Source organism: Flavobacterium zhoui (genome assembly GCF_042787235.1).
Taxonomy (GTDB): Bacteria; Bacteroidota; Bacteroidia; order Flavobacteriales; family Flavobacteriaceae; genus Flavobacterium; species Flavobacterium zhoui.
Window position 1 is genome coordinate 17,246 of record NZ_JBHZPY010000009.1, and the last position, 19,557, is coordinate 36,802.

Annotated in this window: 15 protein-coding genes and 4 tRNA genes; 17 read left to right on the plus strand and 2 right to left on the minus strand. The window is 34.6% G+C overall.

Annotated elements, in window-relative coordinates:
- The first annotated feature begins 62 nt into the window (after nt 1-62).
- The 17 genes from ACFX5F_RS10850 (at nt 63) to ACFX5F_RS10930 (ending at nt 15,641) form a co-directional block, all read left to right on the plus strand.
- Nucleotides 63-956, plus strand: coding sequence for a tyrosine-type recombinase/integrase (locus ACFX5F_RS10850; RefSeq protein ID WP_379852062.1), 894 nt, complete (start codon nt 63-65; stop codon nt 954-956).
- A 33-nt stretch (nt 957-989) separates the two neighbouring features.
- Nucleotides 990-1,292: a ribosome hibernation-promoting factor, HPF/YfiA family gene (hpf, locus tag ACFX5F_RS10855; RefSeq protein ID WP_103999765.1), complete on the plus strand. Its 303-nt coding sequence runs from the start codon at nt 990-992 to the stop codon at nt 1,290-1,292.
- A gap of 90 nt (nt 1,293-1,382) precedes the next feature.
- A tRNA-Thr gene (locus ACFX5F_RS10860) sits at nt 1,383-1,456 on the plus strand.
- A gap of 33 nt (nt 1,457-1,489) precedes the next feature.
- Nucleotides 1,490-1,570, plus strand: a tRNA-Tyr gene (locus ACFX5F_RS10865).
- An 85-nt stretch (nt 1,571-1,655) separates the two neighbouring features.
- A tRNA-Thr gene (locus tag ACFX5F_RS10870) sits at nt 1,656-1,727 on the plus strand.
- A 54-nt stretch (nt 1,728-1,781) separates the two neighbouring features.
- Complete coding sequence (tuf, locus tag ACFX5F_RS10875) at nt 1,782-2,969, plus strand: elongation factor Tu (protein ID WP_103999660.1); 1,188 nt, start codon at nt 1,782-1,784, stop codon at nt 2,967-2,969.
- Nucleotides 2,970-3,025: 56 nt separating this feature from the next.
- Nucleotides 3,026-3,096, plus strand: a tRNA-Trp gene (locus tag ACFX5F_RS10880).
- Between the two features lie 18 nt (nt 3,097-3,114).
- Nucleotides 3,115-3,312 (plus strand): preprotein translocase subunit SecE, encoded by a 198-nt coding sequence (gene secE / locus ACFX5F_RS10885; protein ID WP_073203496.1) that lies wholly within the window; start codon nt 3,115-3,117, stop codon nt 3,310-3,312.
- Between the two features lie 10 nt (nt 3,313-3,322).
- Entirely contained in the window at nt 3,323-3,874 is a 552-nt protein-coding gene (gene nusG, locus ACFX5F_RS10890) for a transcription termination/antitermination protein NusG (RefSeq protein WP_103999662.1), read from the plus strand.
- Between the two features lie 67 nt (nt 3,875-3,941).
- Nucleotides 3,942-4,379: a 50S ribosomal protein L11 gene (rplK, locus tag ACFX5F_RS10895; RefSeq protein WP_035619182.1), complete on the plus strand. Its 438-nt coding sequence runs from the start codon at nt 3,942-3,944 to the stop codon at nt 4,377-4,379.
- Nucleotides 4,380-4,392: 13 nt separating this feature from the next.
- On the plus strand, nt 4,393-5,082 hold the full coding sequence (gene rplA, locus ACFX5F_RS10900; RefSeq protein ID WP_379852063.1) for a 50S ribosomal protein L1: 690 nt from the start codon (nt 4,393-4,395) through the stop codon (nt 5,080-5,082).
- Nucleotides 5,083-5,104: 22 nt separating this feature from the next.
- Nucleotides 5,105-5,617 (plus strand): 50S ribosomal protein L10, encoded by a 513-nt coding sequence (gene rplJ, locus ACFX5F_RS10905; RefSeq protein WP_379852064.1) that lies wholly within the window; start codon nt 5,105-5,107, stop codon nt 5,615-5,617.
- Between the two features lie 90 nt (nt 5,618-5,707).
- On the plus strand, nt 5,708-6,076 hold the full coding sequence (rplL, locus tag ACFX5F_RS10910; RefSeq protein WP_039109063.1) for a 50S ribosomal protein L7/L12: 369 nt from the start codon (nt 5,708-5,710) through the stop codon (nt 6,074-6,076).
- Nucleotides 6,077-6,347: 271 nt separating this feature from the next.
- Entirely contained in the window at nt 6,348-10,160 is a 3,813-nt protein-coding gene (rpoB, locus tag ACFX5F_RS10915) for a DNA-directed RNA polymerase subunit beta (RefSeq protein ID WP_379852065.1), read from the plus strand.
- A 245-nt stretch (nt 10,161-10,405) separates the two neighbouring features.
- A complete protein-coding gene (gene rpoC / locus ACFX5F_RS10920) occupies nt 10,406-14,719 on the plus strand; it encodes a DNA-directed RNA polymerase subunit beta' (protein WP_379852066.1) in 4,314 nt (1,437 codons plus the stop codon).
- Between the two features lie 3 nt (nt 14,720-14,722).
- On the plus strand, nt 14,723-15,034 hold the full coding sequence (locus ACFX5F_RS10925; protein ID WP_379852067.1) for a DUF3467 domain-containing protein: 312 nt from the start codon (nt 14,723-14,725) through the stop codon (nt 15,032-15,034).
- Nucleotides 15,035-15,287: 253 nt separating this feature from the next.
- Nucleotides 15,288-15,641 carry a hypothetical protein gene (locus tag ACFX5F_RS10930; protein ID WP_379852068.1) on the plus strand — a complete coding sequence of 118 codons (354 nt, stop codon included), beginning with the start codon at nt 15,288-15,290 and terminating at the stop codon, nt 15,639-15,641.
- A 78-nt stretch (nt 15,642-15,719) separates the two neighbouring features.
- Here the strand turns inward: ACFX5F_RS10930 and ACFX5F_RS10935 are convergent, their stop codons facing one another.
- Both ACFX5F_RS10935 and ACFX5F_RS10940 read right to left on the minus strand, forming a co-directional pair.
- Nucleotides 15,720-17,309 (minus strand): peptide chain release factor 3, encoded by a 1,590-nt coding sequence (locus ACFX5F_RS10935; RefSeq protein WP_379852069.1) that lies wholly within the window; start codon nt 17,307-17,309, stop codon nt 15,720-15,722.
- A 188-nt stretch (nt 17,310-17,497) separates the two neighbouring features.
- Nucleotides 17,498-18,940 (minus strand): alpha-amylase, encoded by a 1,443-nt coding sequence (locus ACFX5F_RS10940; RefSeq protein WP_379852070.1) that lies wholly within the window; start codon nt 18,938-18,940, stop codon nt 17,498-17,500.
- Nucleotides 18,941-19,557: the final 617 nt, after the last annotated feature.

The following is a 19,557-nucleotide window of genomic DNA, read 5'->3' on the forward strand; positions in this document are numbered from 1 at the left end:
TATTAAAATAAATTACCGTTAGTCATTAAAAGTTTTATAACTTTGATGCTAACGGTTTTTTTATGAACAATAAAGACGCATTTCGGGATTATCTACAAATGGAGAAGAAATATTCTCCGCATACTGTAAATGCGTATTTGACTGATTTAGGATACTTCGAGACATTCAATAAACTTCAATTTGATCAAGAGAATATAGATCAGGTAAACTATAATCAAATTAGAAGTTGGATTGTGTCGCTTGTTGATGATAGCTTGTCAAATGTAACTGTTAATAGAAAGATTGCGTCCTTAAAAGCATTTTACAAATTTTTATTAAAAACAAAACAAATTGAAGTCAGTCCGCTATTGAAACACAAAGCGCTAAAGACTTCTAAGACACTTCAAATCCCATTTTCTGAAAAAGAAGTTGCAGATGCATTAACTCACATGCAAAATCCAGCAGGTTTTGAAGATATTAGAAATAAACTTATAGTCGATTTGTTTTACACTACTGGTATGAGAAGAGCTGAGTTGATTAATTTAAAGTTAATGAATGTTGATTTGTCAAGTTGTACGATAAAGGTTTTGGGTAAAAGAAATAAAGAAAGAATACTTCCGGTTTTGCCAATAATCACAAAGCAATTCTCGTTGTATATGAAAGAGCGATTGTGTTTGGAATCTATCGTGGATAATGAATTTTTTTTTCTCACAAAAAAAGGGTTAAAATTGAATGATACCTTTGTGTATCGGTTAATAAATTCTTACTTTAGTGCTGTCTCTGAGAAAGTAAAAAAGAGTCCGCATATATTGCGACATTCGTTTGCTACTCATCTATTAAATAACGGGGCTGATTTGAATTCGGTGAAAGAATTATTGGGACATTCCAGTCTGGCATCAACACAAATATATACGCACAATAGTTTGTCAGAACTAAAGAAAGTATATAAAGATGCGCACCCAAGGAATCAGAAGTAATTCGAAAATGTTTAACTATTAAAAAAATTGATTATGAAGGTAAATGTTCAAGCGGTTAACTTTACTGTTGACAAAAAACTGGTAGATTTTGTTCAAGAAAGAATGGACAAATTAGAAAAATATTACGATAAAGTAGTATCGGCAGATGTTTTTTTGAAAGTTGAAAAGACAAGCGATAAAGAGAATAAAATTGCCGAGATAAAAATTAATGTTCCGGGAGATGATTTTGTAGTTAAAAAGCAGTGTAAAATTTTTGAAGAAGCAGTGGAGCTTTGTGCTGAATCTTTAGAAAGATTGTTGGTGAAAAGGAAAGAAAAAATAAGTTCACATATTTAATATAAATTTTTTTTAAAAAATGTTTTGAATCAGAGATAAAATCTCTACATTTGCAGTCCGTTAGAAATAGCGGACTTTTTTTATTGATTCGCCAGCGTAGCTCAGTTGGCTAGAGCAGCTGATTTGTAATCAGCAGGTCGTGGGTTCGAGTCCCTCCGCCGGCTCAAAACTGTAGCGGTTTGACAATAATAAAAGTAGGGGAGATACTCAAGCGGCCAACGAGGGCAGACTGTAAATCTGCTGTGTAAACTTCGCAGGTTCGAATCCTGCTCTCCCCACAGAATAAAGTAGATGTTGAAATTAAGGTTTTAAATTTTTTTTTTAATCTGAAATCTCAAATCAAATTCTGACATCAAGGATTCTGCCGGTGTAGCTCAGGGGTAGAGTGCTTCCTTGGTAAGGAAGAGGTCTCGGGTTCAATTCCCGACATTGGCTCAAGTAAGTAGGAAATAGAAATTAATATATAACTAAGATTAAAAATTAAGTAAAATGGCAAAGGAAAATTTTAACCGTAACAAGCCCCATTTAAACATTGGAACAATTGGGCACGTGGATCACGGAAAAACGACATTAACTGCGGCAATTACAAAAGTATTGTCTGATGCAGGTTACTGTCAAGCAAAATCATTTGATCAAATTGATAATGCTCCAGAAGAAAAAGAAAGAGGTATTACAATTAATACATCTCACGTTGAGTATGAAACTGCTAATCGTCATTACGCTCACGTTGACTGTCCAGGTCACGCGGATTACGTAAAAAACATGGTTACAGGTGCTGCTCAAATGGATGGTGCTATTCTTGTAGTTGCTGCGACTGATGGTCCTATGCCACAAACACGTGAGCATATCCTTTTAGGTCGTCAAGTAGGTATTCCTAGAATGGTTGTATTCATGAACAAAGTGGATATGGTTGATGATGAGGAATTACTTGAATTAGTTGAGATGGAAATCAGAGACTTGTTATCTTTCTATGAATATGATGGAGATAATGGTCCTGTTGTTCAAGGTTCAGCTTTAGGTGGATTAAATAATGATCCAGTTTGGGTACCAAAAATTCTTGAATTGATGGCGGCTGTAGATTCTTGGATCGAAGAGCCAGTAAGAGATGTTGCAAAACCTTTCTTAATGCCTGTTGAAGATGTGTTCTCAATCACTGGTCGTGGAACTGTAGCTACAGGTCGTATTGAAACAGGAGTTGCTAATACTGGAGATCCAGTTGAAATCATTGGTATGGGAGCTGAAAAATTAACTTCTACTATTACTGGAGTTGAGATGTTCCGTAAAATCCTTGATAGAGGTGAAGCAGGAGATAACGTAGGTATTCTTTTAAGAGGGATTCAGAAAGAAGACATCAAAAGAGGAATGGTTATTTGTAAGCCAGGTTCAGTTAAGCCACACGCTACTTTCAAAGCGGAGGTTTATATCTTGAAAAAAGAAGAAGGTGGTCGTCACACACCATTTCATAATAACTACCGTCCACAGTTTTACGTACGTACAACTGACGTAACAGGTATCATTACTTTGCCAACAGGTGTAGAAATGGTTATGCCTGGGGATAACTTAACAATTGATGTTGTATTGCTTAGCGCAATTGCATTAAATGTTGGTTTACGTTTCGCTATCCGTGAAGGTGGTAGGACAGTAGGTGCTGGTCAGGTGACGGAGATAGTAGCTTAATCCTATAAATAAATTTTAAAGCCAGTAACCGCTTTGGTTGTTGCTGGCTTTTTACTACGGGCGTAGTTCAAGGGTAGAATAGCGGTCTCCAAAACCGTTGATGGGGGTTCGAATCCCTCCGCCCGTGCAAATAAACTAAATCATAATGACAAAAGTTGTTAATTACATATCAGAAGCATTTGAGGAGTTAAAGTCAAATGTAACTTGGCCGGCTTGGGCTGAAGTACAACGTCTAACAATTGTTGTGGCTGTATTTTCAGTGGTATTCGCTTTGGCAACTTGGGGAGTTGATGAAATTTTTGCAAAAGCATTAGCTGGATTTTTTAACTGGATAAAAGCATAATTTTTTTGTTATGGCAGATAGTAGTATAAAAAAGTGGTATGTCGTTAGAGCAGTAAGTGGACAGGAAAATAAAGTGAAAGCATACATCGAAACTGAAATCGCAAGATTAGGTATGGGTGATTATGTTTCGCAGGTTTTGGTTCCTACTGAGAAAGTGGTTACTGTTAAAGAAGGAAAAAAAATAATCAAGGATAAAGTATATTTTCCTGGTTATGTTATGATTGAAGCAAACCTGATTGGAGAAATACCTCATATTATTAAGTCTATAACAAGTGTTATTGGTTTTTTAGGTGAAACAAAAAATGGAGAACCTGTTCCGTTAAGAGTCTCTGAGGTAAACAGAATGTTGGGTAAAGTTGATGAGTTAGCTGTTAACACAGATACTCGATCCATACCATTCAACTTAGGGGAAACTATAAAAGTTGTTGATGGTCCGTTTAATGGTTTCAACGGTACTGTTGAGAAAATTAACGAAGAAAAGCGTAAACTTGAGGTAATGGTGAAGATTTTCGGAAGAAAAACACCGTTGGAATTAAGTTTTATGCAAGTTGAAAAAGTATAATTTTTGTTACATCTATAATATCCACCACAATCGCTTCCAATGATTGTTGTGTTAAATTTTTTAAAAAATGGCTAAAGAAATTAGTAAGGTAGTTAAACTACAAGTTAAGGGAGGTGCTGCGAATCCATCGCCACCGGTTGGACCTGCTTTAGGAGCTGCTGGGGTAAACATCATGGAGTTCTGTAAGCAATTTAATGCTAGAACTCAAGATAAACCCGGCAAAATATGCCCAGTACAAATTACTGTGTATAAAGACAAATCATTTGATTTTGTTGTAAAAACTCCTCCGGCAGCAGTTCAGTTAATGGAAGCTGCAAAGCTAAAATCTGGTTCTGGTGAGCCTAATCGTAAAAAAGTAGCTAGTGTTACTTGGGAACAAATTAGAGCTATTGCTGAAGACAAGATGCCAGACTTAAATGCATTCACTATGGAGTCTGCAATGAGTATGGTTGCTGGAACAGCTAGATCTATGGGTATAACTGTATCAGGAGATTCTCCTTTTTAATTAAGAGAAAAACATGGCAAAATTGACAAAAAAGCAAAAAGAGGCTGCTTCAAAAATTGAAAAGAACAAACTATATTCTCTTAAAGATGCTGCGGCATTAATAAAAGTAGTTTCTTCCGCAAAATTTGATGAGTCTGTTGACATCGCAGTTCGATTGGGTGTAGATCCAAGAAAAGCGAATCAAATGGTAAGAGGTGTGGTAACATTACCTCATGGAACTGGTAAAGACGTTAAAGTATTAGCATTGGTTACTCCGGATAAAGAAGCGGAAGCTTTAGCAGCGGGTGCAGACTATGTAGGTCTTGACGATTATTTACAAAAAATTAAAGACGGTTGGACAGATGTTGATGTAATTATCACGATGCCTTCTGTTATGGGTAAATTAGGTCCATTAGGTCGTATTTTAGGACCTAGAGGTTTAATGCCTAACCCTAAAACAGGTACTGTAACTATGGATGTTGCAAAAGCTGTTCAAGAGGTAAAAGCTGGTAAAATTGACTTTAAAGTTGACAAAACTGGTATAGTGCATGCAGGAATTGGTAAAGTTTCTTTTGGAGCTGAACAAATTGTTGACAATGCTCACGAAATTATTCAAACATTAATCAAACTTAAACCAACTGCGGCTAAAGGAACTTACATCAAAAGTATTTACCTAACTAGCACTATGAGTCCTGCAATTGCATTGGATCCTAAAGCAGTATAATTGGTAGTTAAAAATTTTTAGTATGACTAGAGAAGAAAAATCAATCGCGATTGAAGTTTTAACTGCACAGTTAGCTGGTACAAACATTGTTTATGTATCTGATATTTCTGGACTTAATGCAGAGACTACTTCAAACTTGAGAAGAGCTTGTTTTAAAGCAGGTATAAAATTAGAAGTTGTTAAAAATACTTTGCTTGCAAAAGCAATGGAAGCTTCAGCTAATGATTATGGAGATTTACCTTCAGTTTTGACTGGTAATAGCGCTATATTCATTTCTGACATAGCAAACGCTCCTGGTAAGATAATAAAAGATTTCAGAAAAAAATCAGCTAAACCTTTATTGAAGGGGGCTTATATTAATGCTGAAATATATATTGGAGACGATCAATTAGATGCATTAGCAACTATTAAATCTAAGGAAGAGCTTATCGGCGAACTTATTGGATTATTGCAGTCACCAGCACAAAGAGTTATTTCTGCTCTTCAGAACCAATTTGCAAAAAGCGAAGAGGCTACAGAAGAAGTGGAAGCATAATAAAAATAGAGTTTTACTCTAGTTTTTATTTAAAAAAGCGCACAATAAATAAATTATATTTTTACAAATCATTTTAAAACGATAGAAAAAATGGCAGATTTGAAACAATTCGCAGAACAATTAGTTAACCTAACGGTAAAAGAAGTTAACGAATTAGCAACAATATTAAAAGATGAGTACGGAATCGAACCAGCTGCTGCAGCTGTAGTAGTTTCAGGTGGTGGTGAAGCTGCTGCTGAAGACGTTCAAACAGAATTTACAGTTGTATTAAAAGCAGCAGGTGCTTCTAAATTAGCAGTTGTGAAATTAGTAAAAGAACTTACAGGTTTAGGTTTGAAAGAAGCTAAAGATGTAGTTGACAGCGCACCAAGTAATGTAAAAGAAGGTGTTTCTAAAGAAGAAGCTGAAGGGCTTAAAAAATCTTTAGAAGAAGCTGGAGCTGAGGTTGAACTTAAATAGTTTAACTCTTTTTGAGAATTAGGTTTAGGTCTTGGATGCAAATCCAAAGACCTAAACCATTTTTCGTATAACAAAGTCTACCTTGTATTATTACAAATTAGTCTTTTATAATCAATTCATTTTAGCCATTACGAGGAAAAAAAATTAACAGATAATAAGAAAGTAGTTATCTTAAATTGGTTTTTAAAGATGTAATGGTTGTAAAAGAACGTATAAGTAAATTAATATTTGTACAAAAAAATTACTTTTTTAATCAAAATTTTGTCCATTGATGATAACAAATCAAACTGAAAGATTGAATTTTGCCTCAACAAAAAATATTCCCGATTATCCAGATTTTCTAGATGTTCAGGTTAAATCGTTTAAAGATTTTTTTCAATTAGAAACTAAATCTGACGAAAGAGGCGACGAAGGGCTTTACAATACCTTCATGGAAAACTTCCCAATTACTGATACAAGAAATAACTTTGTATTGGAATTCCTTGATTATTTTGTAGATCCACCACGTTATACAATTCAAGAATGTATAGAAAGAGGTCTTACTTACAGTGTGCCTTTAAAAGCAAGGTTAAAACTGTATTGTACAGATCCGGAACATGAGGATTTTGAAACTATTGTTCAAGATGTTTATCTTGGTACAATCCCTTACATGACACCAAGCGGTACCTTTGTTATAAATGGTGCTGAGCGTGTAGTTGTTTCGCAATTACATAGATCACCTGGTGTTTTCTTTGGTCAATCATTCCATGCAAATGGAACAAAATTATATTCTGCCAGAGTAATTCCTTTTAAAGGTTCTTGGATAGAATTTTCTACAGATATAAACAGTGTAATGTATGCTTATATCGACAGAAAGAAAAAATTACCTGTAACAACTTTATTCCGTGCAATTGGATTCGAAAGAGACAAGGATATCCTAGAGATTTTTGATCTTGCAGAGGAAATTAAAGTTTCTAAAACAGGACTTAAAAAATATATCGGTAGAAAATTGGCTGCTCGTGTATTGAACACATGGCATGAAGATTTCGTAGATGAAGATACTGGTGAGGTAGTTTCTATCGAACGTAACGAAATAATTCTTGATAGAGATACAATTATCGATAAAGATAATGTGGAAGAGATTATTGATTCTAACGTTAAATCTATTTTGTTGCATAAAGAAGATGCTAATCAAGGGGATTATGCTATTATTCACAATACGCTTCAAAAAGATCCAACAAATTCTGAAAAAGAAGCTGTTGAGCATATCTACAGACAATTGCGTAACGCGGAACCGCCTGATGAAGAAACTGCTCGTGGTATTATTGATAAATTGTTCTTCTCTGATCAACGTTACAACTTAGGTGAAGTAGGTCGTTATAGAATGAACAAAAAACTTGGTTTAGATATTCCAATGGAAAAGCAAGTGCTTACCAAAGAAGATATCATTACCATTGTAAAATATTTGATCGAATTAATCAACTCTAAAGCAGAGATAGATGATATTGATCACTTATCAAACCGTCGTGTTAGAACAGTTGGTGAACAATTGTCTCAACAATTCGGTGTTGGTTTAGCACGTATGGCTAGAACTATTAGAGAGCGTATGAACGTTAGAGATAACGAGGTGTTTACACCAATAGATTTGATTAATGCTAAAACATTATCATCTGTTATCAACTCTTTCTTTGGAACAAACCAGTTGTCTCAGTTTATGGATCAAACGAATCCACTAGCGGAGATTACACACAAAAGAAGATTATCTGCACTAGGACCAGGTGGACTTTCGAGAGAAAGAGCAGGATTTGAGGTACGTGACGTTCACTATACGCATTACGGACGTTTATGTCCAATTGAAACTCCTGAGGGACCAAACATTGGTTTGATATCTTCTCTAGGTGTTTATGCTAAAGTAAACGGAATGGGTTTCATCGAAACACCTTACCGTAAAGTAACTAACGGAACTGTAGATTTAGTTTCTACTCCAGTGTACTTAAGCGCAGAAGAAGAAGAAGGAATGATGATTGCTCAGGCAAACATTCAAATGGATGCTACTGGAAAAATTACTGCAGAAGACGTAATTGCACGTCAAGAAGGTGATTTCCCGGTAATTGAACCAACAAGAGTAGATTATACCGATGTTGCGCCAAACCAAATTGCTTCTATCTCAGCTTCCTTGATTCCTTTCTTAGAACATGATGATGCGAATAGAGCCTTGATGGGATCTAACATGATGCGTCAGGCCGTACCATTAATCCGTCCTGAAGCTCCAATCGTTGGAACTGGTTTAGAGCGTCAAGTTGCTTCTGATTCTAGAGTTTTAATTAACGCTGAAGGAGATGGAGTTATTGAATATGTAGATGCAAATATTATCACTATCAAATACGATCGTTCTGAGGAAGAAAGAATGGTAAGTTTTGAGCCTGATGAAAAAACATACAATCTAATTAAATTTAGAAAAACCAATCAAGGTACAAGTATCAATCTAAAACCTATCGTAAGAAAAGGGGATAGAGTGGTTCCTGGACAAGTATTGTCAGAAGGATATGCGACTCAAAATGGTGAATTAGCTTTAGGTAGAAACCTAAAAGTTGCATTTATGCCATGGAAAGGATACAACTTTGAGGATGCGATTGTAATTTCTGAAAAAGTAGTTCGTGACGATATTTTTACCTCTATTCACGTTGATGATTATTCATTAGAAGTTAGAGATACTAAATTAGGTAACGAAGAATTAACGAATGATATACCAAACGTTTCTGAAGAAGCTACTAAAGATTTGGATGAGAATGGTATGATTAGAATTGGAGCCGAGGTTAAACCTGGTGACATTCTTATCGGAAAAATTACTCCAAAAGGGGAATCAGATCCTACTCCGGAAGAGAAATTGCTTCGTGCAATCTTCGGGGATAAAGCAGGTGATGTAAAAGATGCTTCGTTAAAAGCTTCTCCTTCTTTACATGGTGTAGTTTTAGACAAAAAATTGTTCGCAAGAGCGGTAAAAGATAAACGTAAACGTACGCAAGACAAAGATGCTTTAGGAGCACTTGAAATGGAGTTTGAAGTTAAATTTGTTGAATTAAAAGACAAATTAGTGGAGAAACTTTTCTTGATCGTAAACGGAAAAACATCTCAAGGTGTAATGAATGATTTGGGTGAAGAAGTTTTACCAAAAGGTAAAAAATATACTCAAAAAATGCTTTATGCTGTTGAAGATTTTGCTCACTTAAGTAAAGGTCAATGGGTAGCAGATGATGCTGCCAATAAAATGGTTAATGATTTAATTCATAACTATAAAATTAAATTGAACGATTTACAAGGTGCTTTACGTAGAGAGAAATTCACTATTACTGTTGGAGATGAATTACCAGCTGGAATTTTGAAATTAGCTAAAATTTATATTGCTAAGAAACGTAAACTGAAAGTTGGGGATAAAATGGCAGGACGTCACGGTAACAAAGGTATTGTTGCTCGTATTGTTCGTCATGAAGATATGCCTTTCCTTGAAGACGGAACACCAGTTGATATCGTGTTGAACCCATTAGGTGTACCTTCACGTATGAACATTGGTCAAATTTATGAGACTGTTTTAGGTTGGGCAGGACAGAATTTGGGTAGAAAATTTGCTACACCAATTTTTGACGGAGCAACTTTAGATCAAATTAATGAATTGACTGACGAAGCTGGAGTACCACGTTTTGGACATACACATTTATATGATGGTGGTACAGGAGAGCGTTTCCATCAAGCGGCAACAGTAGGAGTTATCTACATGTTGAAACTTGGACACATGGTTGACGATAAAATGCACGCACGTTCTATAGGTCCATACTCGTTGATTACACAACAACCACTTGGAGGTAAAGCTCAATTTGGAGGTCAACGTTTTGGAGAGATGGAGGTTTGGGCACTTGAGGCTTATGGAGCGTCAAGTACTCTTAGAGAAATCTTGACTGTGAAGTCTGATGATGTTATCGGTAGAGCTAAAACTTATGAGGCAATCGTTAAAGGTGAATCTATGCCAGAGCCAGGATTACCTGAATCATTCAATGTATTAATGCATGAATTAAAAGGTCTTGGACTTGACATTCGTTTAGAAGAATAAATAATATTTGAAGCAATCAGTCTCGATTTTTATCGGGACTGATTACTCATTTATAAAAGTTTTTAGGATTTATACCCGTAACCCGTTCCGATTTTTTATTTAGAACCAAGAGGTTTTATAATTAGCACTTCAAAATTTTTTTGTTTGAAGTTTAGAGAAGTAATTCGAGGTAATAGTTTAATGATTTAAGTAAATCATAAATCTACAATCAATTTTTAATTGCAAATAAATCAATAGTAAAAGCTATGATGAATAATAGAAATAATAACAATAAAGATAAAAACCCTGTAAAAAGGTTTAATAAAATCTCAATCGGCCTTGCTTCTCCTGAATCGATCTTGAAAGAGTCAAGAGGTGAAGTATTAAAGCCAGAAACAATCAACTACAGAACGCACAAACCAGAGCGTGATGGTCTTTTCTGTGAGCGTATTTTCGGACCAGTTAAAGATTTCGAATGTGCTTGTGGTAAATACAAAAGAATACGTTACAAAGGAATCATCTGTGACCGTTGTGGTGTCGAAGTTACTGAGAAAAAAGTACGTAGAGACAGAGTAGGTCACATCAATCTTGTTGTACCAATTGCTCATATCTGGTATTTCCGTTCTCTTCCAAACAAAATTGGTTATATCCTAGGTCTTCCATCTAAGAAATTAGATATGATTATTTACTACGAAAGATACGTAGTAATCCAAGCAGGTATTGCTAAAAATGCAGAAGGTGAATCAGTACAAAGATTAGACTTTTTGACAGAAGAAGAATATTTAAATATTTTAGATACGCTTCCTGCTGATAACCAGTATCTTGACGATTTTGATCCTAATAAATTTGTTGCCAAAATGGGAGCAGAGTGTATCATGGACTTATTAGCAAGAATTGATTTAGATCAATTGTCTTACCAATTAAGACACAATGCTAACAATGAAACGTCTAAACAACGTAAAACTGAAGCGTTAAAAAGATTGCAAGTTGTTGAATCTTTCCGTGAGTCTAACTTGAACCGTGAGAACCGTCCGGAATGGATGATTATGAAAGTGGTACCAGTTATTCCACCAGAACTACGTCCGCTTGTGCCACTTGATGGAGGTCGTTTTGCAACTTCAGATTTAAATGACTTATACCGTCGTGTAATTATACGTAATAACCGTTTGAAAAGATTAATGGAGATTAAAGCTCCAGAAGTTATCTTAAGAAACGAAAAACGTATGTTGCAGGAATCTGTAGATTCACTTTTCGATAATACTCGTAAAGCATCTGCAGTAAAAACAGAATCAAACAGACCATTAAAATCATTATCTGATTCCCTTAAAGGTAAACAAGGACGTTTCCGTCAAAATTTACTTGGAAAACGTGTGGATTATTCTGCTCGTTCGGTAATTGTTGTTGGACCTGAATTGAAATTATCTGAGTGTGGTATCCCAAAAGATATGGCAGCAGAATTATACAAACCTTTCGTTATCCGTAAATTGATAGAAAGAGGAATTGTAAAAACGGTTAAATCAGCTAAAAAAATAATAGATAAGAAAGAGCCTGTAGTTTGGGATATCCTTGAAAATGTAATTAAAGGTCACCCAATATTACTGAATCGTGCTCCTACTTTGCACAGATTAGGTATCCAAGCATTCCAACCAAAATTAATTGAAGGAAAAGCAATCCAATTGCACCCTCTAGTTTGTACTGCATTTAATGCGGATTTTGATGGGGATCAAATGGCAGTTCACTTGCCATTAGGACCAGAAGCTATTTTGGAAGCGCAACTATTAATGTTGGGTTCTCACAATATTCTGAATCCTGCAAATGGAGCTCCAATTACGGTACCTTCTCAGGATATGGTTTTGGGTCTATATTATATGACCAAAGAACGTTTATCTACTCCTGAGCTTAAAATTTTAGGAGAAGGAATCACTTTTTATTCTGCTGAAGAAGTAAATATTGCTTTGAATGAAGGTAGATTAGAATTGAATGCTTCTGTGAAAATTAGAGCAAAACATTTTAATGAAGCTGGTGACTTAGTTTACCAAATTATTAAAACTACTGCTGGTCGTGTATTATTTAACGAAGTAGTGCCTGAAGCAGCTGGATATATCAATGATGTATTGACTAAGAAAAACCTTAGAGATATTATCGGACACGTTTTAAGCGCTACCGATGTACCTACAACTGCGGCTTTCTTGGATAATATGAAAGATATGGGTTACAAATTTGCCTTCAAAGGTGGATTGTCATTCTCTCTTGGTGATATTAGAATTCCAGATCAAAAACCTAAATTAATTGCAGATGCCAGAGAACAAGTTCAAGGAATTTCTGTAAATTATAACATGGGTCTTATTACTAATAACGAACGTTACAACCAAGTTATTGATGTATGGACTTCAGCAAATGCTCAATTGACAGAATTAGCAATGAAAAACATTAGAGAAGACCAACAAGGTTTTAACTCGGTGTATATGATGCTTGATTCTGGAGCAAGGGGTTCCAAAGAACAAATTCGTCAGTTAACTGGTATGCGTGGTTTGATGGCTAAGCCAAAAAAATCTACTGCTGGTGGTGGTGAAATTATTGAAAACCCTATTCTTTCGAACTTTAAAGAAGGTCTTTCTATCCTTGAGTACTTTATTTCTACTCACGGTGCGCGTAAAGGTCTTGCGGATACGGCTTTAAAAACGGCCGATGCAGGATATTTAACAAGAAGATTGCATGATGTGTCTCAAGATGTTATTGTAAACATTGACGATTGTGGTACTCTTAGAGGTGTTGAAGTATCAGCATTGAAAAAGAATGAGGAAATAGTTGAAACTTTAGGAGAAAGAATTTTAGGACGTGTTGCATTACAAGACGTAATTAATCCTTTAACTAATGATGTACTAGTTCGTTCAGGTGAGCAAATCACTGAGGCATTGATGAAACAAATTGAAGCTTCTCCAATTGAGAAAGTGGAAGTTCGTTCGCCTCTTGTTTGTGAAGCATTGAAAGGAATTTGTGCTAAATGTTACGGTAGAAATTTAGCTACCGGAAAAATGACTCAAAGAGGAGAAGCTGTCGGTGTTATTGCCGCGCAATCTATTGGAGAACCTGGTACACAGTTAACATTACGTACGTTCCACGTTGGTGGGGTTGCGGGTGGTATATCTGAAGAATCAAGTATCGTTACGAAATTTAATGGTAAACTTGAAATCGAAGATTTAAAAACGGTTAAAGGAGAAGACAGTGAAGGTAATGCAGTTGATATTGTAGTATCTCGTTCTACTGAGTTAAAATTAATTGATGAAAGAACAGGTATTTTATTAAGTACTAATAATATCCCTTACGGTTCAAGTATCTTTGTTAAAGACGGTCAATCTGTTGTTAAAGGAGATGTAATTTGTAAATGGGATCCATATAACGGAGTTATCGTTTCTGAATTCACGGGTAAAATTGCTTACGAAGAATTAGAGCAAGGTCAATCATACATAGTTGAAATTGATGAGCAAACTGGTTTCCAAGAAAAAGTAATTTCTGAATCTAGAGCTAAAAAATTAATTCCAACTTTATTGGTTTACGGTAAAGATAATGAATTGATTCGTTCTTATAACTTACCAGTTGGAGCCCACTTGATGGTTGAAAACGGGGAGAAAATTAAAGCAGGTAAAGTATTGGTAAAAATCCCACGTCGTTCTTCTAAATCAGGAGATATTACAGGAGGTTTACCAAGAATTACAGAGTTGCTAGAAGCTCGTAATCCTTCAAATCCAGCTGTTGTTTCTGAGATTGATGGTGTTGTTTCTTTTGGAAAAATCAAAAGAGGTAACCGTGAGATCGTTATCGAATCTAAATTTGGTGATGTTAGAAAATACTTGGTTAAATTATCAAGCCAAATTCTAGTTCAAGAAAATGACTTCGTAAGAGCAGGTGTACCTTTATCTGATGGTGCAATTACTCCGGATGATATTTTAAGAATTCAAGGACCAGCAGCTGTTCAGCAGTATTTGGTTAATGAAATTCAAGAAGTATACCGTTTGCAAGGGGTAAAAATTAACGACAAACATTTTGAAGTAGTAATACGTCAAATGATGCGTAAAGTAAGAGTACAAGATCCGGGTGATACTTTATTCTTAGAAGATCAATTAATTCACACTAAAGACTTTATCGTTCAAAATGATAAATTATATGGTATGAAAGTGGTTGAAGATGCTGGAGATTCTAGTGCATTAAAAGAAGGGCAAATTATTACGCCTCGTGAGTTGCGTGATGAGAACTCTTTATTGAAACGTACAGATAAAAATCTTGTTGTGGCTCGTGATGTTGTTACTGCAACTGCAACACCAGTTTTACAGGGTATTACAAGAGCATCGCTTCAAACTAAATCGTTTATCTCTGCTGCATCGTTCCAGGAAACTACTAAAGTATTGAATGAAGCTGCTGTTGCGGGTAAAATCGATTACTTAGAAGGATTGAAAGAAAATGTAATTGTAGGACATAGAATCCCTGCCGGAACTGGTATGAGAGAATATGACAATACAATTGTAGGTTCAAAAGAAGATTATAATGATATGATGGCTAATAAAGAAGAATATATTTATTAAGGTATGAGCAATTCTAATCAACAACAAGAGCAAATCAATATTGAGTTGGATGAAAAAATCGCTGAAGGAATTTATTCCAATTTGGCAATAATTAATCATTCTTCTTCCGAATTTGTTTTAGATTTTGTAAGTATCATGCCGGGTATTCCTAAGGCAAAAGTAAAATCAAGAATCGTCTTGACACCGCAACATGCTAAAAGATTATTGAAAGCTATTGGAGAAAATATTCACCGTTTTGAAGTAGCTCATGGCGAAATAAAAGACACAGAACAACCTCCAATTCCTCTTAACTTTGGCCCTGCAGGTCAAGCTTAATTGTAATAGAATTGTAGAAAAGGCTCCCTCGGGAGCCTTTTTTTGTGCCTTTTTTTTGTGATTTGATATTAAATTCCCAAAAGTATTTAAATTATTTTGATAATATTTTAAAGAATAACCCAACGAAAATATTGATTTTGCAGTTTAACCGATAAAAACGCCATTCGTCGAGAATATTTTTTACAACTGCTTTAAAGGTCTAGTTTCGCCCAAGAATTAACGATAACGGTTATCTTTTAAAAAAAAATATTCCATGGACAACTTTTCTAAGCAAGACAAGAATACTAAAATCACCCCCATTTTTATAATGGTTATTTTTGCTTTGTTTTGTAATGTTTCTGTATTTGGTCAAACTATAGAAAAGAGTGAAGTTGGGAATAATACAATTGAAAGTAACTCCATAGCAAAACAAGAAAATATTTCTGTTTCTTCAAATATAAATTTTGTTCTTTGGTTTATGGGGACTAAACAAGATCCTAACCGAACTATTTCAACTGAAACGTCTAATGCTAAAAAACAAATAATGACTTCTGGAATGGCTCCAAATCGTTTGTTAATTAAAGCATTTTTGAAGAAAGCAATAAATTTAGAAAGTACAATCGCATAAATTTAGATCTAAATAACCAAACATAAAAAAAACGCTAATTATTAAATTAGCGTTTTTTTATGAAATAGTATTTTGAAATTATTCAAATTCCGATGTAAAATATAATTTAACGTTTGGATATTTATTTTGTGTCATTTGAATTGTAAAATCAGAATCGGCTAAAAACACCAATTGTCCGTATTTATCATGTGCCAAGAATTTTTGTTTGATTCTTCTAAATTCTTTAAACTCATCACTTTTTGGATCGTTAGGTTTTACCCAACATGCTTTGTGTACCGGGAAATTTTCATATGTACATTTTGCACCGTATTCATGTTCTAAACGATATTGGATAACTTCATATTGAAGTGCACCAACCGTTCCAATAATTTTTCTGTTATTCATTTCTAACGTAAATAACTGTGCAACACCTTCATCCATCAACTGATCGATTCCTTTATCAAGCTGTTTGGCTTTCATTGGATCTGCATTATTGATATATCTGAAATGCTCTGGTGAGAAACTTGGAATTCCTTTGAAACTCATGATTTCACCTTCGGTTAAAGTGTCTCCAATTTTGAAATTTCCGGTATCGTGTAAACCTACAATATCACCAGGGTAAGAGATATCTACAATTTCTTTCTTTTCAGCAAAGAAAGCATTTGGACTGGAAAATTTTAAATTCTTTTTTTGGCGAACGTGATAGTAGGGTTTATTTCTTTCAAAAGTTCCGGATACAATCTTTATAAAAGCGAGACGGTCTCTGTGTTTTGGATCCATATTAGCATGGATCTTAAAAACAAACCCAGTCATTTTCTCTTCTTTTGGATCAACTAATCGAGTTTCTGATTCTTTAGGTCTTGGTGATGGAGCAATTTCTACGAAACAATCCAATAACTCTCTTACTCCAAAATTATTTAAAGCAGAACCAAAAAATACGGGTTGTAATTTTCCATCCAAATAATCCTGACGATCAAACTTTGGATATACTTCGTCTATTAGTTCTAATTCTTCTCGTAATTTATCAGCAGGTTTTTGACCAATAATTTTTTCTAACTCTGGATTTTTAACATCTGAAAAAGCGATAGTTTCCTCTATATTCTTTCGGCTGTCACCGCTAAATATGTTGATGTTTTGTTCCCAAAGATTATAAATTCCTTGAAAGTCATAACCCATTCCTATTGGAAAACTAAGCGGTGTAACCGTTAAACCCAGTTTTTGTTCCACTTCGTCCATTAAGTCAAAAGCATCTTTTCCCTCTCTATCTAATTTATTAATAAATACGATAATTGGAATTTTACGCAATCTACAAACAGCGACTAATTTCTCTGTTTGTTCCTCAACACCTTTGGCAACATCAATTACAACAATAACGCTGTCAACAGCAGTTAATGTTCTAAAAGTGTCCTCAGCAAAATCCTTATGCCCAGGAGTATCGAGAATGTTTATCTTTTTATTTTTATAATTAAATGCCAAAACCGAAGTAGAAACCGAAATTCCTCTTTGACGCTCAATTTCCATAAAGTCACTGGTAGCGCCTTTTTTGATTTTATTATTTTTTACAGCACCCGCTTCTTGAATAGCACCACCAAATAGGAGGAGTTTCTCAGTAAGTGTTGTTTTTCCGGCATCAGGATGTGAGATAATCCCGAAAGTTCTTCTACGTTGTATTTCTTTTAAAAAGCTCATGTATAATATAAATAGTCTGCAAAAGTACTATTTATAAATGCCAATTAAAAAAATACTATACTCTTAATTGCTTATGTGAATTTTGAATACGGTATTCTGATAATTTTTAAATCAATATTGAAATTGTGAAGATTTAATGACCAATAAAAAAAGGCTGTCTTTTCAAACAGCCTCTAGAATATTTATATTTACATGTTGATGGACCAAACAGAATATCCGTTTGGCGGGCACTGGATTTTTACCCATTTGTCTGCTTGTGTTGTTGGCAGCCAAGTCGAAGCACCAGTGAAATCCTTAATTTGTGCATTGGCCCAGTTAGTCTGGATCCATCTTTCTTGCCAAACGGATGAATTGTTAATGTAAACCACTAATCCAGGATTTCCATTATATCCATTTCTTCTTGCAACATATTCATCGTTATCTGCATACAAAATAGAAGTCGTACCGGTAGCTTTGTTATTGTGAATCCAAATCAGGTTGTTCATTTTTGTTTTATTCAACCATTCTTCATAATCTCTATAAAAAATAGTAGGATAACCTTCGTGAGTTAAAATATAAGCATAAGCCAATTCTTTTTTCCAAATTTCATCTGTATCATGATTGGTAACAAAAGTAACCGCTTTGTAAGGGTTTCTTTTCCACATCATATCATCATTCAAAAGGGCAAGGTTATTACCGTCAAAAGCGTCATTCATTTTGTAATAACAAGCAAAATCAAATACAGAACTGTTGGCGTTGTTCGCCCAATCATTCAATGTGTTTACGTTTGAATCCCATAATTCACCAACAGAAAATCCGCCGACATTTGTATTCCAATCTCTTACTACCCATGAACCAAAACCTTTTACATAGTCAAATCTCCATCCATCGAATTTCATAGTGTTTTTGTAATATTTACCTACACCATCCGTTCTCAACCACAGCCAATTTTGAACATTTGGGGCGGCATGGCATAAATCTGGAAATCCTCCGAATGCTCCTTCGTCGTTATTTCCGAATGAGTTTTTATAAAAATCTGCACTTGTTCTAGGAAATTTTCCTGAGGCTACACCAGTAAAATTGGTATATGTTTGTGTTCCTGTAAAAGGATTGTTTTCTAATTGCCCTCCGCTATTGTGATTAATTACAATATCAGCATACACTTGCATGTTTTCGGTATGTGCTTTAGTAATTAAACTTACCAATTCTGTTTTGGAACCAAAACGCGTTTCAATTGAGCCATTTTGATTGTAATCTCCAAAATCAAAATAGTCAGTAGGGTCATATCCCATAGAAAATGCTCCATTTTGTGCTTTGGATGCTGGAGGTAACCAGATTGATCCGATCCCGGCATTTGACCATTCGGTTACTTTTGTGCCTACTGTATTCCACCAAGTTCCGCCAGAAGGAACATCCCAATAAAAGGCTTGCATCATAACACCACCACCAGGATTTGCAACGTACTTCCCAGTTGGTGAATTAGTCGAATTTCCAGTACTGAACGGATGTCCATCGTGATGTGTTACGTTTATTACTTTAAATTGCGAAGCTCCAGCAGCCGAATCTGTCACTACTTCATCGTTTGAATTACACGAATAAAAGCCAATAAGTAATGCCGTTAATGCATAAATTTTAAAATTTTGTTTTTTCATAAACTTAATAATTGAGGTTAGGTAATAGATTTGGTCAATGGTAATTTAATAAATAGGATCAAATATTCTATTAATGGATACTGTATTAAATAGACGGAAAATGAAATTTATATTAAAATCAAAAAAAGTATACCAAAAAAATAATTTTAATGTATTTTTAGTATCTATTTTTAATAAAATAGTCAATAATTTAGCTAATTTATGTAAATAGTGGTACTTCCTACAGATAGTGCTGTAATCTTTTTTACGAAAACGTTATAGTGTTGAGAACTTTTTTAAAATGTAGCCTAAAATGAGCGTTTTAGTGATTTTAAATTAGGGAGATTAACTATTTTCTAATGAACAGTGGCACTTTAGTTAAAAAGATAATTATTGGGATAAAGTTAAAATGTAATAACTAACGTAAGTCTAAAAGCATATAAAAGAGGGATGGATTGTTTTAGAGGTAGCAAGTTTATTAATGTTGCTTAGTTCTTTTTAATTGTTTTAATGCAGATAGTACGTAAAGTAATTTGGCTTTCTAGAAGTATTTAAACTAATAAATTATTGCGTTTTACAAATTTTTGTTAATACTACTAAGGAAACTTGTATTATGTAATTGAATTGTTATTTTTGTT